Raw genomic sequence first — 17,886 nt, forward strand, 5'->3', positions numbered from 1 at the left:
CTACTTTTTATACTTCTCAAACCAAGCAAGGGTATGCTCAATTTTACTCACCATACGAGATGGCTTCCCTGCAATACCATGTGGTGCGCCTGGAATTTTCACCAGAACGGTATCAATTTTACGAAGTTTCAAAGCTTGATAATACTGCTCGGTCTCTGCCATTGGCGTTCGTAAATCTTCTTCGCCTGTCATCAACATGGTTGGCGTTGACACATTACCAACTAACGATAACGGAGAGCGCTGCCAGTAATGTTCAACATGCTCCCAAGGCATACCCGGAAATTGCGTTGGTATTTGTACTAAACCACTATCCGCAGTAAGCACTTTACTCAGCCAATTAATGACTGGTTTCACGACCACAGCAGCATTAAATCTGTCGGTTAGGCCAATCGCGTAAGCCGTTGCAATGCCCCCAGCTGACCCACCAGCAATAAATAGATTGTCTTTATCGATAAAACCTTTAGCTATCATGGCATCAACGCCTGAATTGTGATCTGCAAAATCTTCCTTCGAGCTGTATTTATACTTTAACAACATAGCGAAACGCTCACCATAAGAGCTACTGCCTCGGTGATTATCGTAAAACACCACATACCCTTGTGCAGCATAGCGCTGTAACTCAGCCGAAAAATGTGGGCCATAGGCTAAATGTGGGCCACCGTGAATTTCAATCAATAGCGGATACTTTTTCTTAGGATCAAAATTAGGGGGCGTGATATACCAACCTTGAATTTGCTCGCCATCGAATGAAGACTTGTAGTTAACTTCGTGTACTTCACCTAAGGTTTTATGAGCAAGTAAATCTTCGTTTAAAGAAGTTAACTGTTTGGTATTCCCTTTAGTCGATGCAATTGCTACATCAGCGGGCCTTTGCGCTGTGCCATGGGTAAATGCGATTTTACCTGAATAATTCGCACTAAACTGGCCGCTAATATAAGGTCTCCCCAGTGTTGTACCCGATAAGCTGTCGGCTAGGTCTTTGATATTGCCACTTAAAGAAATCGCTGCAAGCTTACGCTTACCGAAGTCATCGTAAGCAATTGCCAATCTTGAATTGCTGATCCACGTTGGATTTTGGATGGAGCGGTCAAAATCTTTGCCCACCATTTCAAACTCTTTATCTGACCAATCCATGATATTCAGTTTGTGATTACGATAAGGATTCAACTCGCCAGATGCACTTAAGAAAGCGAGCTTTTTACCATCTCTTGAAAAACTCGGAGAATGCTCTCGACCAGGTTGAGTGGTAAGTTGAGTTAACTTGCCCTTTAAATCAACACTGAATAAATCACCTTCTAAACGCTTGTATTCCCAATCTTTAATTCTATTCGCTGAGAATACAATTTCTTCAGAGTTACTATGCCAAGTCAGCTGGCCACCATGATGAAAACTGCCAGAAGTCAGTTGACGCGGCGTGCCGCCATCACTCGGTAAAATAAATATTTGACGGAAGCCCGGTTTAACTAATCCTCTGCCATCAGCTTGGTAATAGGCTTTATCAATAACAATTGCAGGCTCTGACCATGTCGCACCTTTTGGCTTGGCTGGCATTTTAGCAATTACAGAAGGCTTTTCGTTGATTTGCTGACTAAAAGCAAGCCATTTGCCATCAGGAGACCAAGTTAAATTACTCACACTTGATTGAAGCTGGCTTAGTAGAGCTGTGCGATTTTGCTCTAGGTAATGCACATGAACTTGGTAGCTACCAGAAACATTGCTGATGAAGGCTATTTTTTTCCCATCTGGCGACCACCTTGGGTGAAGGTATTGGTTTTCATTTGAAAATAACGGCGTTTGTTCACCACTTTTTACATCAACTAACCACAAGTTACGGCGTGTACTGTCTTTCATTATGTCATTTGAATTTCTGACATAAACGACCTGCTTACCGTTTGGCGAAATTTGTGGGTCGTTTGCATACTCTAATGCAAAGATATCATTGGCATTAAATGTTGAATTTGCCTGAGCAAAAACAGGTAATAATGCCAATACTGAAAGTGTTTTTCTGATCCCAATACCCATACATAGTGGCCCCTAATCAATAAATTTAGGATATGAATACTAGAGTCAGCAAGAAATGTCATGGATTTAGCGACGAAGTGAACAAAAGTGATGCCCACTAACGGGCATCATGAAAAGCTTAAGTTTTCTTTAATACTCGTAATTACATTCTTTACTGACCTTATAGCGCTCGATCATCTCATCCATATCGATTGCTGAGCCCGCTATATTGGTTGCCGCCTTAGCTATTTCCTCTGCACCAGCAACGTTTTCTGTGGCTTTTTGATAAATATCAACAATATTTTTGCTTACTTCTTCAATCGCGTTACTCTGCTGTTGAGTATTTGAAGAAACCGCTTCTGTCACCGCTTCAACTTGTTTTGCCTGTTCAACAATCGTCGCTAAAGCCAGTTTAATCTCTTCTGCTCGATTAGCAGCTTCTAATGCATTCTCTTTACCTTGGGTAATAATGCTTGATGCTTCTTTTGAGCTTGTTTGAAGCTCTGCCACTAAAGAAGATATTTCTTCAGTCGATTTTTGCGTTCGACTAGCTAGGCTTCTAACTTCATCAGCCACAACCGCAAATCCTCTCCCTTGCTCACCTGCTCTAGCTGCTTCAATAGCCGCATTAAGCGCCAATAAATTGGTTTGCTCTGCGATTTCTCGGATCATATCTACCATGCTAGAGATACTGCCAACACGCTCATTTAAGGTATCAACCGATTGTGCTGATCGCGCCATATCATCAGATGCACTTTGAATAACATCAACCGCTTCACTTACCACCTTTTGGCCATTTAAAGATTCATTGGCAACGGTTTTAGCTGCTTGTGAATTATCAGACATGGAGCTTGCAATAACTTGAATATTAGCGCTCATTTGCTCAGAAGCAGAAGCAATAGTTTGGATCCCCATTTGTTGCTCTACTAAGTTTTCTTGGCTTTGACTAATAGCTACAGCTGTTTCGTGAATTGATACTGTGATTTTTTTAGACACTAAGCCAAGCTCAATTAAATCCTCTTCAAACTGCTTAGTCAGTGCATTGATTTTATCTGCAGACTCGCCAAGTTCATCTGAGCTTAATACTTCAATCTCATCAGCCATGTCGCGCTCTTTAATCGCTATATCAATGCCTTTTGCTATTAATTCTGACTGACGGTGCCTTAGTTGAATAGATAAGAATAATGCAGCAGTGATAAGCAAACCGACAATGAATATCGTTGCTTCGACTACTAATACAGTAACCGCATCTTGCTGAATACGAATAGCTGTTTTATCAACAATTGTTAAAGCTTTTTCTTCTGCCTCTTTTAAGGCATTAATTCTATTAGTGGCAGAGGTAAACCATGCTTCCGGATCAACATTAAAGTCAGAGCTTTTCTGTTCAACTAGCTTTCTAAAACGATCAACTTCAGCAAATGCGTTTTGATTCAACGCTGACTGTAAAACTGAGCTAATTGCTTCTGGTGCAACTTCTAATGCTTCATTAATATATATTTTTTGTTGGGTTAAAAACTCTATAAATCGTGCTTTTTGAGTATAACTCATTGCATTGCTTGTAAATACATTTGCAAGCAATGCACGCTCCATACCTGATGACTCTTTTGCACTTGAAAAGTTATATATGGCTGTTAACTCTTTGGCGATGATTGGATCTTCACTTAAACGAGCCGCTTTTATAACAATATGAAGGCCTTTTGAATTAATTGCAGTGTAGTATTTAAGTAAATCTGGTAGCGATGCCGATAAGTTATCTACTTTTCTGCGCATTGACTCTAGTTCAAAGAAAAGTGCTTCAAACTCTTTAAGCTCTTTATGCATTTTTTTTGATAGCGCCCACTCTTTTCGCGTACTTTTTAATGTATTCAATTTCGCATTCGTATTAGAGCGTTGTGCTCTCAAAGACTGACCAAATTTAGCACCATTTGAACCTACAAACCTCGCCGAAGCACCGCGCTCTTTTTGTGTCTCATGAACAATGCTTAATACAGCATGGCTAAGAAAAGCGTTGTACTCGGCGTCATAGGCATTATTCATTTTCTTGAGTGCCATACTCATATCGTAAGTAATGATGGCGCCAAGCAAAATACAAGGTAAAAGAACAACTAAAGTGAGGTGACTTGAAATCTTTTTGGCTACTGCTAGAAACATAGAGGCAACTTATTTTTTAATAAAAAGTTAACTGCTTTAAAATATAGGCCGTATCAAATCTATTTTAAAGCAATTATTCCTAATGAAATAATATTAGTGTTTTGTTAAGCAAAGAGTAAAGCCTTTTACTTCAAAAACTTAAAAATTTCAGAACCTCCCTGCTTTACCCGTATAAATAATAGACAGCGTTTAAGGAAATGAATCACTTATGTGTTTAGAGCCCTTTGAGTTGCTCTAGCAAAATCTAAAATCATACTAATGATTATGAGTTTTGCTGTTGATGTAATCAGTAATTGAAAACAATACGCCTGATATGACGAATGTTAAGTGAATGCCCACTTTCCAGGCAAGTTCTTCATTACTTAGAGACTCTGAGCTGATAAAGACTTTTAGTAACTCGACGGCTGAAATTGCAACAATGGCACTGATCAACTTAATTTTTAGACCTGAGAAGCCAACTTTACCCATCCAAGCGGGTCTATCTCTGTGATTATCAATGTCGAGTTTTGAAACAAAGTTCTCATAGCCGCTAAAAATGATGATCAATAACAGTCCAGCTAATAAAGCAGTATCGACTAAAGTGAGAATGCCAACAAGCAAATCATTATTAGCTGTATTGAATGCAGTAAGTGTCATTGTATAAAGCTGCTTAAAGAATTTGATAAGTAGCAAAATCACAGCAAACAACAAGCCTAAAAAGAAAGGCGCTAGTAACCAGCGACCTTTGAAAAGGGTTGACTCTAAAACATGCTCCAGTTTATTACCAAACGACTTAGGTTCGTTCATTATGTTACCTATCAAAGAATTTTCGGCATTCTAGTCTAACCACAGCATCTGTTTCAAATAGTTAGACAAATAACTTATGTATTTAACTATTTACTGCTTTGTTCACTAAAACTAGGTTCAGCCTCTTTAAACTCGTCACTTGAACTATCATCAACTTTTGATTCTTCATCACTTTCTACAACTAACAATTGCTCATGAGCAATTTCTTCCTCGATCCGCGGGTCCATCGCTGCTGCAAGCGGCGAGCTAGTGACATCTGAATTACCCACCACATAATCACTGGCTTCTGGCTGTTCAACTTTTTGACGAGAGTTTATGAAAGTCAGTACGCCAAACATCAAGACGGTGAGTACTGCGATAGATGCATATAAGGCCTTAGGGCCGAAAAAGGTCATAGATTTTGAAATGATCGCTGAACCAAAAGCGGCGCCTGCACCAAACACCATAAGCAGTGCAGATGATACGCCAACTCGGTCTTCATCACTGACTCGAGAGTTTGCCAACGCTGACGAAAGCGGATAAAGCGTAAACGCAAACAAACCAAAAGCAAAGCTACAGGCCATCAAAACTGTCGGCTCAGCTGGTAATAAGCAAATTGCCAAACTGATCAGGCATAAAGCAACTGCGTTACTTCTTAATAAAATACTTCTAGGTACTTTGTCTGAAATCACACCCATTGGCCACTGTGCCAATAGGCCTGCAAATATGGTGAAAGACATAAACTTTGCAATCTCTGCAGAACTAAAGCCTATACCACTGCCAAAAGTGGGCGCTAGTCCATAAAAACTACCGTTGATAATGCCAGCAAAAAGTACCGCAGCGAGTGCTTGAGGTACTTTCTTAAAGTAGTCGAATAAACTCACTTGAATGGGTTTGATGGGTTTAGGGTGAATACGTCGCGTGATTGCAATGGGAATAATACCCGCAGCAACCGCCATACACACCAAGAATAAAGGAGCATAGCCCAACTCAGGAAAGCTTGATAATGCAAACTGCCCAAGCACCATGCCCATGTAAGAGGTGATCATGTAAAACGAAAACACTTTACCCCGTGACTCAGGCTCTGCTTGTTCATTAAGCCAGCTCTCTAACACCATGTAATTGGCCATCATCCCCAGACCAACACACAAGCGAAGAAATAGCCATAAATAAACGTTATCGCTGACGCCATGCGCGGCAACACAAGCGACAACTGCGGCAGTGCTTGCTGCAAAAGTACGAATATGACCAACCGATTTAATAAAGTGATAACCAAGCTTTGAGCCTAATAAAAGACCCAAGTAATAACATGAGGTGAGTAAACCGATCCAAAAGGTCGAAACGTCTTTTTGACCTAAATAGAGCGCTAAATAAGTGGTTAATAAGCCAGTGCCACTAATTAAAAATAGATTGGTGAAATATAAAGAGATAAATGATTTCATTACAAAAGTTTGCAGGCTTTTTTTGTGATACTAGAGCAACTAATCAGCTTTGCCAAGCGCTGTTATGAAATTATCTATTGCAGAGAAAATAGCCGAACTACTACTGGTTAAGTTCGGCTTAAAAGGGGAAGTTAAACTTTAAATTTCGATACGTGTGCTTTTAAGTCTACAGCCAACGCTTTAAGCTCTGAGCCCGCCAAAGCAATGTCTTTTGTTGCATCAACAGTTGAAGAGGTATGGTCACTTACTGTGATTATACTGCGGTTTATTTCTTCAGCGACTGCAGACTGCTCTTCTGAAGCCGTTGCTATTTGCGTACTCATTTCATTTATAATGGCAATGTCTTCTACAATTTCTTTTAAGGCATGATCAGCATTTTGTGCTTGTTCAACAGTGCGCTCAGCGTAAACTTGTCCTTCTTCCATCACCACAACTGCATCGTGAGAATATTTTTGCAGCTCTTCAATCATGCCTTGAATACTTTCTGTTGATTCTTTGGTTCTTTGTGCAAGAGCCCTAACTTCATCAGCAACGACCGCAAAACCTCGCCCTTGCTCACCCGCTCTTGCAGCTTCAATTGCGGCATTAAGTGCTAGCAAATTCGTTTGCTCTGCGATGGCATTAATGACCGTGGTAACATTGCCTATTTCTTCACTCACTGAACCCAGTTTATGAATCACCGCCGCCGCTTTTTCTACTTCATTAGCCAAACCGCTGATTGCCTCAATGGCAATATTTAACAGCGCCATGCCCTCACCCGCTTCTTTGTGGGCTTTATGGGCGGCATTGGCGGTATTTACAACATTATGCGCCACTTCAGACACGGTCGCCGTCATCTCATTCATGGCTGTGGCGGCTTGTTCGATTTCAATTTGCTGATTGGCCATCGCTTGCTTCGTGTCGTTGGCCACGCTTTCTAGGCTATGAGTAGAAACGTTCAGTTGCTCAACAGAGGCATTACTACTAAACGCAATATCTCTAAAGCTAGACACCATGTTGTTCAACCCTACTGCAATCTGTGTGAGTTCATCTTTACCTTGGGTATCTACCGCGAGTGTTAGGTCACCCGTTTCTTCAAGACGCTCAATGGTGCCGCCTATTCTGTCTAATGGGTTGATAATACTGCGTAATACATTGATGGTGATAATGATTGATATGATGGCAATGATGACAATGAGCACCACCATGGTCGACACTTCTTGCCAATAAGTCTCTTGAACATCATCGATATAAATGCCAGTGGCAATCACCCAACCCCAAGGAGAAAACTGTTTTGCATAAGAGATTTTATCAATCGGCGTCGAATTTGGCGTTTTTGGCCACATGTACTGTACTGAGCCTTCACCAAAGCGCGTCGCTGCACTGACCATTTCTCGAATAAAGTACACACCATTGGGATCTTTCAAGCCCGCAGAGTTAGTGCCATTTAAACTAGGTTTAACCGGATGCATCAGCATGGTGTGCTGAGTATCTATAATAAACAAATACTCGTCATCAGCGTAACGCATTGCTTCGATAACTTGTTTAGCTTCAGTTTGCGCTTGCTCAAGCGTCATTTTTGAACTGGCCACTTGCTCTGCATAAAAGCTCACTATGCCATGAGCAGTTTCAACAATGTGTTGTGTTTCAAGCTGCTTAGACTGCTTTAATTCACTGTACAGCGAATTAAGCATCAAAAAAGTAATGACAAGAATTACAGCAAAACAAGCGCTAACTTGCGCCCACAATCGCGTTTTGACAGAGAGCTGTCGCAGTGTTGTTTCCATGATTTTCCTTAAGCATTAATCCCTGGGCCCAATATGGCTCTAGAGGCATGTTTTTCGACACGAAAACTAAGCTAACAGCTATTGGATTGTTCCGACAAGAGTGATCAACCCATCTTTTGACTTATGACAAATTTTGAGAGTTGTTGACTGTAATTGAACCCGATAAGTAATGCACAGCCTGCCCTCGTAGCTTCACTCTTTCACCTTCAATCACACACAATAGCTCACCACCTCGTTTCGATGCCTGATAGGCTTTTAACTCAGTTTTATTAAGCCTTTGAGACCAGTAAGGTGCTAATCCCGTGTGAATAGAGCCCGTTACCGGATCTTCATCGCCCCCATTCGCAGGCCAAAAATAACGGGATACAAAATCATGTTTTTCGCCTGGTGCAGTCACAACCACATCCAACGGTGCCAATTGTTTTAGTTGCTCAGTACTTTGTTCGACAGTTCTAACGTCAAACTCACTGTTATAAACAGCAAAGTAGGCCTGCTGATTTTTTAGTACCTGTTGAGGCTTTATCGATAAACCCGCAATGAGGGCTTCGGGTATATCTGAAGTAGCCTCAGGTGCAAAACTCGGAAAGTCCATTTCAATATAACCATTATCTAACTTGTTGATCAGCATAGCGCCTACCGCTGATGCACTCAGTGTTACCTGCTGAAAAGTTGGATTTTTATTAAACAGCACAAACGCTGATGCTAAAGTTGCATGACCACAAAATGCAATTTCGGTCAGTGGGGAAAACCAACGAATATCATAAACGTCCGTTTCAACAGGCACTAAAAATGCTGTTTCAGATAAGTTATTTTCTGCAGCGATTGCCTGCATTAATTTTTCGGTTAACCAAGTGTCTGTGATGATCACTGCCGCTGAATTGCCGCCAAACTGAGTGGATGTAAAAGCATCCACTATGTCGATATTTAACTTCATAATTTCATTCACTTTATCTTTAATTACCAAGAAGCTAGCTGAGATTAAAAAACAAGTGAAGTGATTAAGTGTTATGCATACAATTTTGGTGGTTATTAGCAATGGAATTAAAAGAAAAATAAGCGGGCAAAACTGCGAAGGGATGCAATTAAAGGGGACTGCCCGCTTGAAGAGCGTTGTTAAATAACAACTATGGAACTAAGTACGTTAATGTTCATTTAGTTACTTAGGTTATAAGTAACTGGCTTAATGAGCGGTAACTGACTCTGTAAAATCAACTTCAATATACTCACTTATTTCTGACTGCAAACTGAATTAGCTCTTAGCAATCAATTCATTAGTTACTTTATCTATACCCACTTCACTAATACGAGAGACAATTTCTTTCTGCTTTGCATTCAATAGTGAAATACTTTCAGCAACTAGGTCGTAAACTTGCCATTCGCCTTTCTTGTTTTTTCTGAACTTAAATACAATGTCTATACTCGGAGCGCCTGGCTCTACAATCTCAGACTTAACTGAGGCAAACTTACTTTTGCTGTCTAAAACTGGTTCAATAAATCGTACTTCTTGGCCTTTGTAACTCATTAACACATTGGCATACGTGCCCGTCAGATATTGTTCAACCGCATCAATAAAACTCACCGCTTGCTCACGCTTTACTTCTCTGACGTGTTTGCCAAGCAACTTAAAAGAAACAAATTTAATATCGATATGCGGCATCAGTTGCGCACTGACCAGCTTTTTAAGTTCAATACGTTTTGTGTCTTCGTCTAAATCTTTCAACTTACCAATATCGATAAACAGCTGATCACCGACTGATTTAATTAATGTGTATGGTGTCTCGGTATTTGCTTGTTTAGAACCCGCGCCAGCACTGTATGCACTGAATAGAATTAATACCGAAAAAAATAAATACTGTATTGCAGTTTTCATAATGTGTCCCCGTTTAGTTAGTGAGTGCATGATACGAGTTTGTTTAATGATGAAAAAGACACACTTTTGCACCCTTTTGTTGCCAAAAATGCACACTAATAAAAAACCTATATATTTCAATTAGTTTTACTTTTGTTTCATTTTCAGCATCAATATCGTGCACATTTGTTTGCATATAAACACAAATAGCTTTGTGAAAATACGCTCATTGAAATGATGAGGTTCACATTAACTATGAATTTACTCCGTTTATTGGCACTCGCCTTCTTACTAACATTTACTTCAACAGCATTTGCAAATAACAAGCACGGTTATGCTATTCACTATATTCATGGCGAAGGAGACGTAGATGGGATCAAGCTTGCTTATCAGTACCACCCTGAAAATTTACTGCCTGAAGCTTGGAAAAACTTTGATTTACACTTTGAGACCAGCATTAATTTTTGGAACTATTCAGCTGCTGGAAGAGGTTCAAAAAGCAACCACGATACTAACTTTGTATTGGCTCTTACCCCTGTATTCAAATACCCGCTTACAACTTGGTATGAAAAACCCCTTTATTTAGAACTGGGTATTGGACTTGCACTGCTAGACGACACGCATTTTGCTGGTAAAAACGTTAGTACCCATTATCAATTTGAAGACAGACTGGGACTGGTTTATGACTTGGGAGATGCCAAAGTGGCCGTCAGGTATATGCATTACTCAAATGCGGGGTTCAAAAGCCCAAATCCAGGACTCGATTTTATTTCACTCTCGTATTCCAGCTTTTTTTGATTGTTTCCCAAAAGCTGTTGAAGGGTTGTGTGGCTTGGCCGCTCAACCCTTTTTTAATAATGACCTTAATTATCTAATTTTGATAATCGGTCGCTTTGTACAAGTTTGAGTTAACAACATAGACAAGGCGTCACGCACTGCGGCCACCTCGAAATCGATAATGTTTAATTCTGGCGCCTGAATACGCTTTTGTGCCACGTCTTGTAACAGCTGCTCGCCCATAAAACGCAAATGTTGCTGTGCACATAAACTATTTGAAAGCCAAGCACCTGATACTGAGACCACCCCAATATTCGGCGCTTTCTCAAAAAGTAACTGTTCAGGAATAGTGCTAAAACCATTCAAGCAAGCAATACGCCCACAAAAACGCAGATGTTGTAAATCTTCTAAGAAAGTCTCATCGCCTTGGGTATTAATGATGCAATCAAATCCCGCATTGCCAATTTCTCTTTTAATTTGCTCGCACACACCTTCTTGCTCGCAATCAAACGCTAAATCCGCCCCTAGTTTTTCAAGCCGTTTCTGATGAGGCTTTTGTGCAAATGCATACACTTGCGCGCCTTGCTGTTTGGCATATTGAATCGCGAAGTGGGCAACCGCGCCTTGTGCACTGTTGATCAGTAAAGATTCACCTGGCTGCAACTGTAGTTTGTTTAAGGCGATTAGTGCCGCCATACCAGCATTGGGTAAAGATACGGCAACCTCGCTAGGTACTTCATCAGGGATCACAGAAACACTGTGGCTAGGCACCACTGCATATTCTTTTAGCATGCCCTGTTGCGATAGACAGGCGTTAAATAGCACGCGTGAGCCTTTGTTCGGAAAAACGCCCTTTGGCGCGTCAACCACAGTGCCCACTGCATCGAGTCCCAAAACATGAGGGTATTGCCATTGTGAAAAGCCAGTCTGAGCTAATCGCGCGTCAACATGGTTCAAAGCAACATAATCGATGGCCACCAGCAATTCATTCGCACCCAATTGTGGTACTTGACGTTCGGCACATTGCAAGTCGAAAGCCTCTCCGGCCTGAACGAGTTCTATGACTTTCATTGAATTGTTAACTGCAGACATACATTTCCTGTCATTAAAAGAATCAGTTTGTGGTATCAAAACATGCCAATTATTGCAAAATAATTGCTAATTTGTCGCTTTTTGCTATTAAAACACGTCAATTCAAGTTCAACAACCTCACTGCGACAATTGTCAACATAAGGTAATGAAACCATTAAATTTATAATTTATACTTTATTTGTAGATTATTTATCTAGTTTTACACTTTCATTGGTGCCAAACTATCATCAATATTGATTTTTAGGATCGCACCGTGGATACAACCAGTCGCTTGATCATGTTACTTGAAGTTGTTGAACAAGGTTCATTTTCAAAAGCTGCCGAGCTTAGAAACATTGATCGTTCTGTTATTTCAAAGCAAGTGAGCAAATTAGAAGAAGATTTGGGGGTTCGCCTACTCAACCGAACAACTCGCTCTTTCTCTTTGACTGCTGCCGGCGCTGAAATGGTAAAAAAAGCCGCTGAACTTAGATTATTGCTACAAGATACAGTGCAACTGGCTGAAAACTACCACCAAGAGCCTCGCGGTTTGCTGCGAATTACGGCGTCGAGTTACATTGGTAAGTTTTATCTCATGCCTGTCATCAATGACTTTCAAAAGCGCTTTCCGCAAGTCACCATAGATTTAAGACACGACGACAGAGTCGTAGACATGGTGTCTGAAGGCTTTGATTTAGCATTTAGAATCGGTGAGCCTCGCGATTCTTCGCTTATAGCACGTAAAATTGCTCGTAATCGTATGCTTATTCTTGCCACGAAACAGTTTTTAGAAATCTATGGTGAGCCAAAAACCATGGCCGACTTAGAAGAACTACCTGCTGCTGCCTATTCGAGTTCACATATCCGCTTCGAATCGATCAGTTATATAGATGATAAAGGCGAACCACAAGAGCAACCAATCAATCCAGTGTTTAAATCAAACGACGGTGAGGCATTAGTTGAAAAAGTGCTTTCACATAATGCCTTTATGACTGCTCCCGCTTTCTTTTTTGCAAAACCCATGGAGGAAAGTGATCTAGTGCCCATTTTGACAGACGTGAATTTACCTGATTACAGTGCCATGTACGCCGTGTATCCACATCGTGACTTACCCGTTAGAACCAGATTATTTTTAGACGCCGCACGACATTATATTGGTGATAAAAAACCTATTTGGGAGAGAAACATTCCAAACATAGAGCGCCTTTATCAACAAAAATAACCGCAAAGCTTGCTACTTGAGCGATAACTTTTGTTTATACATGGCTTTGTCAGCATCGATTAAAACTCGCTCTAATGAGTTGTCCTGATTTAGGTCTAGGGCAACTACCCCAGAAGAAAAACCGATAGTGTGCGATGGGTAACCTTGATGAACGAATTCGTTGATCCTTTCTATTAGCTGCTTTGAATTAATTTCTTTATCACTATTAAATAGAACAACAAACTCATCGCCACCCCATCGACAAACCAAATCTGTAGACCGTGTTACTTCTGTCAGGGCTTGAGCAAAAATTTGTAGCAACTTATCGCCCATTTCATGGCCTAAATTGTCATTCACTTTTTTAAAATCATCTAAGTCGATAAAACACAGTTTTGCCTTGCGACCAAGGCGCTGAGATAATTTGCAATATTGTTCATAGGCCTCTTCAAACCCTCTTCGGTTTAGTATACCTGTTAGGGGATCGATCCGACTTTCTACTCGCAATTGGCTCTCTGTGTATAAATGCGCCAAGTCACTATTCAACACTTCACTCATGAGCTCTAATGTATTAACTAGTTGATCGGCATAATCACTTGTTTGTGTATCCATCACACATAAAGTGCCAAAAGACGTACCATCAGGCCAAAGGATTGGGTAGCCTAAATAAGAAACATAACTGTCTTCGGTATACTCAGGGTTTGAATGCCACTCGGGATGTTGTTCGGCATTTTTTACATACAAGGGCAGATTGTTTTGCACCACATAATGGCAATAAACATTTTCGTCCATACCAGCAGCGCCCCCAGGTGAATAGTGGGTTGTAGGCAACTCAGATGCAACAAGCACTTCAATACCTTTATTACTTGCTTGTGTCACGAATGCCGCAGGCGCCGAGAATAAATTGGCAACAGTGTTCACTAGTTTTTGCCAGCGCTGCCAATCTATTTCTTCTACTGATAATTCATGAAAAGATTTATAAGGATAACCGCTCATTTCGCTACTTAAAGACAGTAAACTTTTTATAAAGATAGTAGAAGAAAGTGATTTAGACCTAGTCTGCCAGCATGATGGCCATGATCTAACTTTATTATCAATTTTTTATTGAAAGTGTTTCATGTATATAAGCAATTATCATTTTTAAAGCTCAAGTTAAAATAATCGCCAATAAACCATTCAACCGAATTGGAGACACTATGTCACAGCAGATTATTGAAGATTTAAACCGCCGCTATACTGTTAAAAAATACGATGCAACGAAGAAAGTTTCAAACGATGATTTGAACATTATTCTCGAAGCACTTCGCTTGTCGGCATCATCTATAAACTCTCAGCCTTGGAAATTTGTCGTCATTGAAAGCGACGCAGCAAAGCAAAGATTGCATGATAGCTTTGCCAACAAGCATCAATTTAATCAGCTTCATGCCAAAGAAGCTTCGCATACAATTCTATTGGCTTACGACCCTCAATTTACGAAAGACAAATTCAGTAAACGTGTCGATGCCGAGGTGAGTTCTGGCCATTTACCTGCTGAAATGTATGACACTTTTATGGGCGCTTATGCTTTTGCAGAAATGAACACTGATGAGACAGGTTACAACGGCGCTTGGACAAAAGCACAAGTGTATTTAGCTCTGGGTAATTTACTGCACGTACTTGCCAGAATGGGGATTGCCTCTACCCCAATGGAAGGCGTTGACTCTGAACTGTTGGGCGAATTATTTAAAGAAGATCTAGACGGACATATCTGTGAAGTGGCCCTTGCAATTGGTTACCACAAAGACGGTGAAGATTGGAATCATGGTTTGCCTAAAGCGCGCTTACCTCGTGAAGCAGTCATTAGCGTGATTTAAATGCTATTTTGGTAGTTGCTTATTAGGCGACTACCACTTTATTTCTACCGTTTTGCTTCGCCTTGTAAAGTGCTTTATCAGCGGATAAAAACACATCGTCCACATCATTATGATTGGCACAAACCTCAGCCACACCAAAGGAGCAGGTCACTTTAAAGTTTATTTGCTCGCCTTCAATGGCTGTATTCTCTATTGAAAGGCGCATGCGCTCTGCAACGACCCCCGCTTGCTTTGCATCCGTATTAGGTAACACAACGGCGTACTCTTCGCCGCCAAGTCGGCCTACTAAATCGTATTCTCGCACTTCTTTTTGTAACACATCGGCTACTCGGATAATCACTCGATCACCCACTGGGTGACCGTAGGTGTCATTTACTTTTTTAAAAAAGTCGATATCTAGAATGAGTAAAGATAAGGGCGTATGTAAACGCCTTGCTCTATTAAATTCTATCGTCGCTTTGTCGAACAAAGCTCTACGATTACTCAGCCCTGTGAGTTCATCTGTTGTGGCTTGCTCATGTAAAACCTCATTCAATTGAGTCAATTGCTGTTTAGCCACCTCAAGTTCAGTGATATCCATTCCCAGTACAACATGACCGCCACCTGAAAGTGTCATTCGCTGCATTTTGAAAAAACGGCCATCAACGGTATCCGTTATAAATTGCCGCTCAGGTGTGCTTGACTGCATTCGCTCGACATTTTCTAACCAGGCTTTTAAGTCATCCGAGTCTATTTTTACACCCACTGACTTTGCATGCATCTCGCTTATCACTTCAGACTGTTTGCGCCCTAAAATCGACTCGACGGGCAATCCAAGTAGCTCAGCCATTTTGTTGTTGCAGTATTGATACACAAAATGTTTGTCCATCATGCCGACAGCAACGGCAGTTTCATCCATGATCTCTTCAAAAGGAATTTGGATCTCTGCCATTAAACGCATACCTTGAGTTCGAACAATACACTTAATTATAGACAAGCTTTATCAGACTCAAGGTTCAATGCGCATAATTTGTCAAACAGGCAAGTGACCCACTTTGACTAAAATAATGGTTTCTTGCTCCACAAAGGGGTGATGTTCACTCATGTGAGGACTGCGTAACCATGTGCCTTCTGGGTACCTTCCTTGCTCATCAATAAACTCACCACTCAAGACTAGTATTTCTTCACCACCAAAATGTTTATGGGGCACAAACTGCTCGCCCGCAGGCCATTTCACTAGTGCAGTGTGTTCATGAACAAAACTATGCAATGGCATGACTTGTAAGTTACCCTGCCCTTGTTGCCACTTGTTTTCTAAGGTGTGAACTCTTATCGTTTCGGTGTCTTGTTCGTCAAACTGATTGAGCTTAACGAAGATAACGCAGCCCTCTTTACTAAATGGTGCATGAACGCTGTTTGGCGGATTACGGATATAGGTCCCTGCTGGGTAATCGCCAAACTCGTCAGAAAACACGCCTTCTAGCACAAAGATTTCCTCACCCATAGGGTGAGGATGAGGCTTAAAAGCAGAACCCGCGTCATATTTCACAATACTTGTGGTGTGTCCTGACTCTTTGTCTTCGCGCTCTAAAGGTTTGCGCCACACACCTTGAGCAGGGCTAGGCTGCCAAGGCATATCTGCTGTTTCTATCACTAAACGTTCTAGAAAGTTCATATTCAACATATTTATCTCCTACAAAGCACAAGATGCTAAGTGTATTAATTTCTACCCGCCATCACTCCGCCGTCCACATCTAAAATGCTGCCTGTGATCCAACTTGCATCATCTGATAATAAAAAGACGATACTGTTAGCAATATCATTTGGCTCACCCACTCGTCCGATTGGGTGAAATGCATTAAAACTGTTCAAGGTAGTGTCTATGTCTTCAGGCGCAATAAAAGAGCCATAAATCGGCGTTTTAACCACAGCTGGAGACACCGCATTAACGCGAATTTTGTCGTCCGCGAGTTCCATAGCCAAATGCTGAGTAAAAGCATGCAAGCCCGCTTTTGCCATTGAATACGCCGACGAAGGCGTCGCTTTGATGGCTTGTTTTGCCCACATAGAACCAATATTCACAATGCTACCGCTACCCGCTTTTTGCATATTCTTGACAACCGCTTGAGTCAGTAGAAATGTTGCTTTATTTAAATCATGGTATTGATTGTAATCAGATAAAGTGTGCTCAACAAAAGCCAGCGGTGAAAAGTAGCCAGCTGCATTCACTAAGTAACCATAGTCTGTAGTTGAGGCTGTAATTTTGCTGGCAAGTGCCTGTACAGCATCAATGTCATATAAATCGATCTGTGTGCCAGTGACTTGACCTAAACGGCTCAGCTCACTGACGGCTTTATCGAGTTTTTCTGCATTATTCGCTAATATCTCTACATTAAGTCCGAGATCTAATAGTGCTTTTGCCGTCGCAAAACCCATACCACTAGAACCGCCAATAATCATCACTGTGCCTGCATTTGAAAATTTCATATTCACATCTCTTGTTTGTAAAAGTCGTGATAATATTAATTTTACGAAAAGCCTCTGAATAGTAAGCACAATTTGGTTAGGTAGGTACTTTTTGGTACATCTTTATGACAGCAAACGAAAAAATATTTCCTAGAAAATTAGCGCCTCAATCTAGCGCACGCATGGTAGAAACCATTTATGGCTGTAAATGGTCTTTAACTGTGTATCAATTATTAGATGAAGGCATAAATCGCCCCGGTGAAATGGTCCGTCAAGTTGAAGGGCTAACCACTAAAGTGCTTAATCAATGTCTCAAACGTAATGTCGAGTTTGGCATTTTAGAAAAACAAGTATTCAACGAACTGCCTCCTCGCGTTGAATATCAAGTCACTCCATTTGGTGAAAAGTTTTTAGCCATTCTTGAACAGTTAGAGCATTTACAGAACGAGATAGATTTATTTAAAAACGAGTAGAGTCAAACTCTTTAGATGCATATAAGCATTTATGTAATGACTTGAATAAATCGCAACTAGAAATCGATACTGTATAACATTACAATCAAGCTACC

Annotated in this window: 16 protein-coding genes; 4 read left to right on the forward strand and 12 right to left on the reverse strand. The window is 40.8% G+C overall.

Annotation, left to right across the window (positions count from 1 at the left end; genetic code table 11):
• The 7 genes from AC1HJP_RS03860 to AC1HJP_RS03890 form a co-directional block, all read right to left on the reverse strand.
• A complete protein-coding gene (locus AC1HJP_RS03860; RefSeq protein ID WP_480360453.1) occupies nt 1-2,022 on the reverse strand; it encodes a S9 family peptidase in 2,022 nt (673 codons plus the stop codon).
• Nucleotides 2,023-2,151: 129 nt separating this feature from the next.
• Nucleotides 2,152-4,152, reverse strand: a complete 2,001-nt coding sequence (locus AC1HJP_RS03865; RefSeq protein WP_480360454.1) for a methyl-accepting chemotaxis protein — start codon at nt 4,150-4,152, stop codon at nt 2,152-2,154.
• Nucleotides 4,153-4,407: 255 nt separating this feature from the next.
• Complete coding sequence (locus AC1HJP_RS03870; RefSeq protein WP_404394229.1) at nt 4,408-4,938, reverse strand: TIGR00645 family protein; 531 nt, start codon at nt 4,936-4,938, stop codon at nt 4,408-4,410.
• 86 nt (nt 4,939-5,024) lie between these two features.
• Complete coding sequence (locus AC1HJP_RS03875; RefSeq protein WP_480360455.1) at nt 5,025-6,359, reverse strand: MFS transporter; 1,335 nt, start codon at nt 6,357-6,359, stop codon at nt 5,025-5,027.
• Nucleotides 6,360-6,490: 131 nt separating this feature from the next.
• Nucleotides 6,491-8,125 (reverse strand): methyl-accepting chemotaxis protein, encoded by a 1,635-nt coding sequence (locus tag AC1HJP_RS03880; RefSeq protein WP_480360456.1) that lies wholly within the window; start codon nt 8,123-8,125, stop codon nt 6,491-6,493.
• Between the two features lie 121 nt (nt 8,126-8,246).
• Nucleotides 8,247-9,059: a PhzF family phenazine biosynthesis protein gene (locus tag AC1HJP_RS03885; protein ID WP_480360457.1), complete on the reverse strand. Its 813-nt coding sequence runs from the start codon at nt 9,057-9,059 to the stop codon at nt 8,247-8,249.
• Between the two features lie 315 nt (nt 9,060-9,374).
• A complete protein-coding gene (locus AC1HJP_RS03890; RefSeq protein WP_480360459.1) occupies nt 9,375-9,995 on the reverse strand; it encodes an MlaC/ttg2D family ABC transporter substrate-binding protein in 621 nt (206 codons plus the stop codon).
• A gap of 234 nt (nt 9,996-10,229) precedes the next feature.
• Here AC1HJP_RS03890 and AC1HJP_RS03895 point away from each other — a divergent pair, with 234 nt between their 5' ends.
• Nucleotides 10,230-10,772: an acyloxyacyl hydrolase gene (locus AC1HJP_RS03895; RefSeq protein ID WP_480360460.1), complete on the forward strand. Its 543-nt coding sequence runs from the start codon at nt 10,230-10,232 to the stop codon at nt 10,770-10,772.
• 69 nt (nt 10,773-10,841) lie between these two features.
• Here the strand turns inward: AC1HJP_RS03895 and AC1HJP_RS03900 are convergent, their stop codons facing one another.
• Nucleotides 10,842-11,843, reverse strand: a complete 1,002-nt coding sequence (locus AC1HJP_RS03900; protein WP_480360461.1) for a zinc-binding dehydrogenase — start codon at nt 11,841-11,843, stop codon at nt 10,842-10,844.
• Between the two features lie 253 nt (nt 11,844-12,096).
• Between AC1HJP_RS03900 and AC1HJP_RS03905 the strand changes: the two genes are divergently transcribed.
• Nucleotides 12,097-13,044, forward strand: a complete 948-nt coding sequence (locus AC1HJP_RS03905) for a LysR family transcriptional regulator (protein ID WP_480360462.1) — start codon at nt 12,097-12,099, stop codon at nt 13,042-13,044.
• 12 nt (nt 13,045-13,056) lie between these two features.
• On the opposite strand, the gene AC1HJP_RS03910 is transcribed toward AC1HJP_RS03905, so the two are convergent.
• The gene (locus AC1HJP_RS03910; RefSeq protein WP_480360464.1) at nt 13,057-14,016 is read right to left on the reverse strand and encodes a sensor domain-containing diguanylate cyclase; all 960 of its coding nucleotides are present in this window, start codon (nt 14,014-14,016) and stop codon (nt 13,057-13,059) included.
• Between the two features lie 200 nt (nt 14,017-14,216).
• Here AC1HJP_RS03910 and AC1HJP_RS03915 point away from each other — a divergent pair, with 200 nt between their 5' ends.
• Nucleotides 14,217-14,873, forward strand: coding sequence for an NAD(P)H-dependent oxidoreductase (locus AC1HJP_RS03915; protein WP_480360465.1), 657 nt, complete (start codon nt 14,217-14,219; stop codon nt 14,871-14,873).
• Between the two features lie 22 nt (nt 14,874-14,895).
• Here the strand turns inward: AC1HJP_RS03915 and AC1HJP_RS03920 are convergent, their stop codons facing one another.
• The 3 genes from AC1HJP_RS03920 to AC1HJP_RS03930 all read right to left on the reverse strand — a co-directional run bounded on the left by AC1HJP_RS03920 (nt 14,896) and on the right by AC1HJP_RS03930 (nt 17,339).
• Nucleotides 14,896-15,804, reverse strand: a complete 909-nt coding sequence (locus tag AC1HJP_RS03920) for a GGDEF domain-containing protein (protein ID WP_480360466.1) — start codon at nt 15,802-15,804, stop codon at nt 14,896-14,898.
• 81 nt (nt 15,805-15,885) lie between these two features.
• On the reverse strand, nt 15,886-16,536 hold the full coding sequence (locus AC1HJP_RS03925; protein ID WP_480360467.1) for a cupin domain-containing protein: 651 nt from the start codon (nt 16,534-16,536) through the stop codon (nt 15,886-15,888).
• A gap of 35 nt (nt 16,537-16,571) precedes the next feature.
• Complete coding sequence (locus AC1HJP_RS03930; protein ID WP_480360469.1) at nt 16,572-17,339, reverse strand: SDR family NAD(P)-dependent oxidoreductase; 768 nt, start codon at nt 17,337-17,339, stop codon at nt 16,572-16,574.
• Nucleotides 17,340-17,443: 104 nt separating this feature from the next.
• On the opposite strand from AC1HJP_RS03930, the gene AC1HJP_RS03935 reads away from it, so the two are divergent.
• The gene (locus tag AC1HJP_RS03935; RefSeq protein WP_480360470.1) at nt 17,444-17,791 is read left to right on the forward strand and encodes a winged helix-turn-helix transcriptional regulator; all 348 of its coding nucleotides are present in this window, start codon (nt 17,444-17,446) and stop codon (nt 17,789-17,791) included.
• Nucleotides 17,792-17,886: the final 95 nt, after the last annotated feature.

Source organism: Pseudoalteromonas sp. NFXS53, assembly GCF_056629255.1.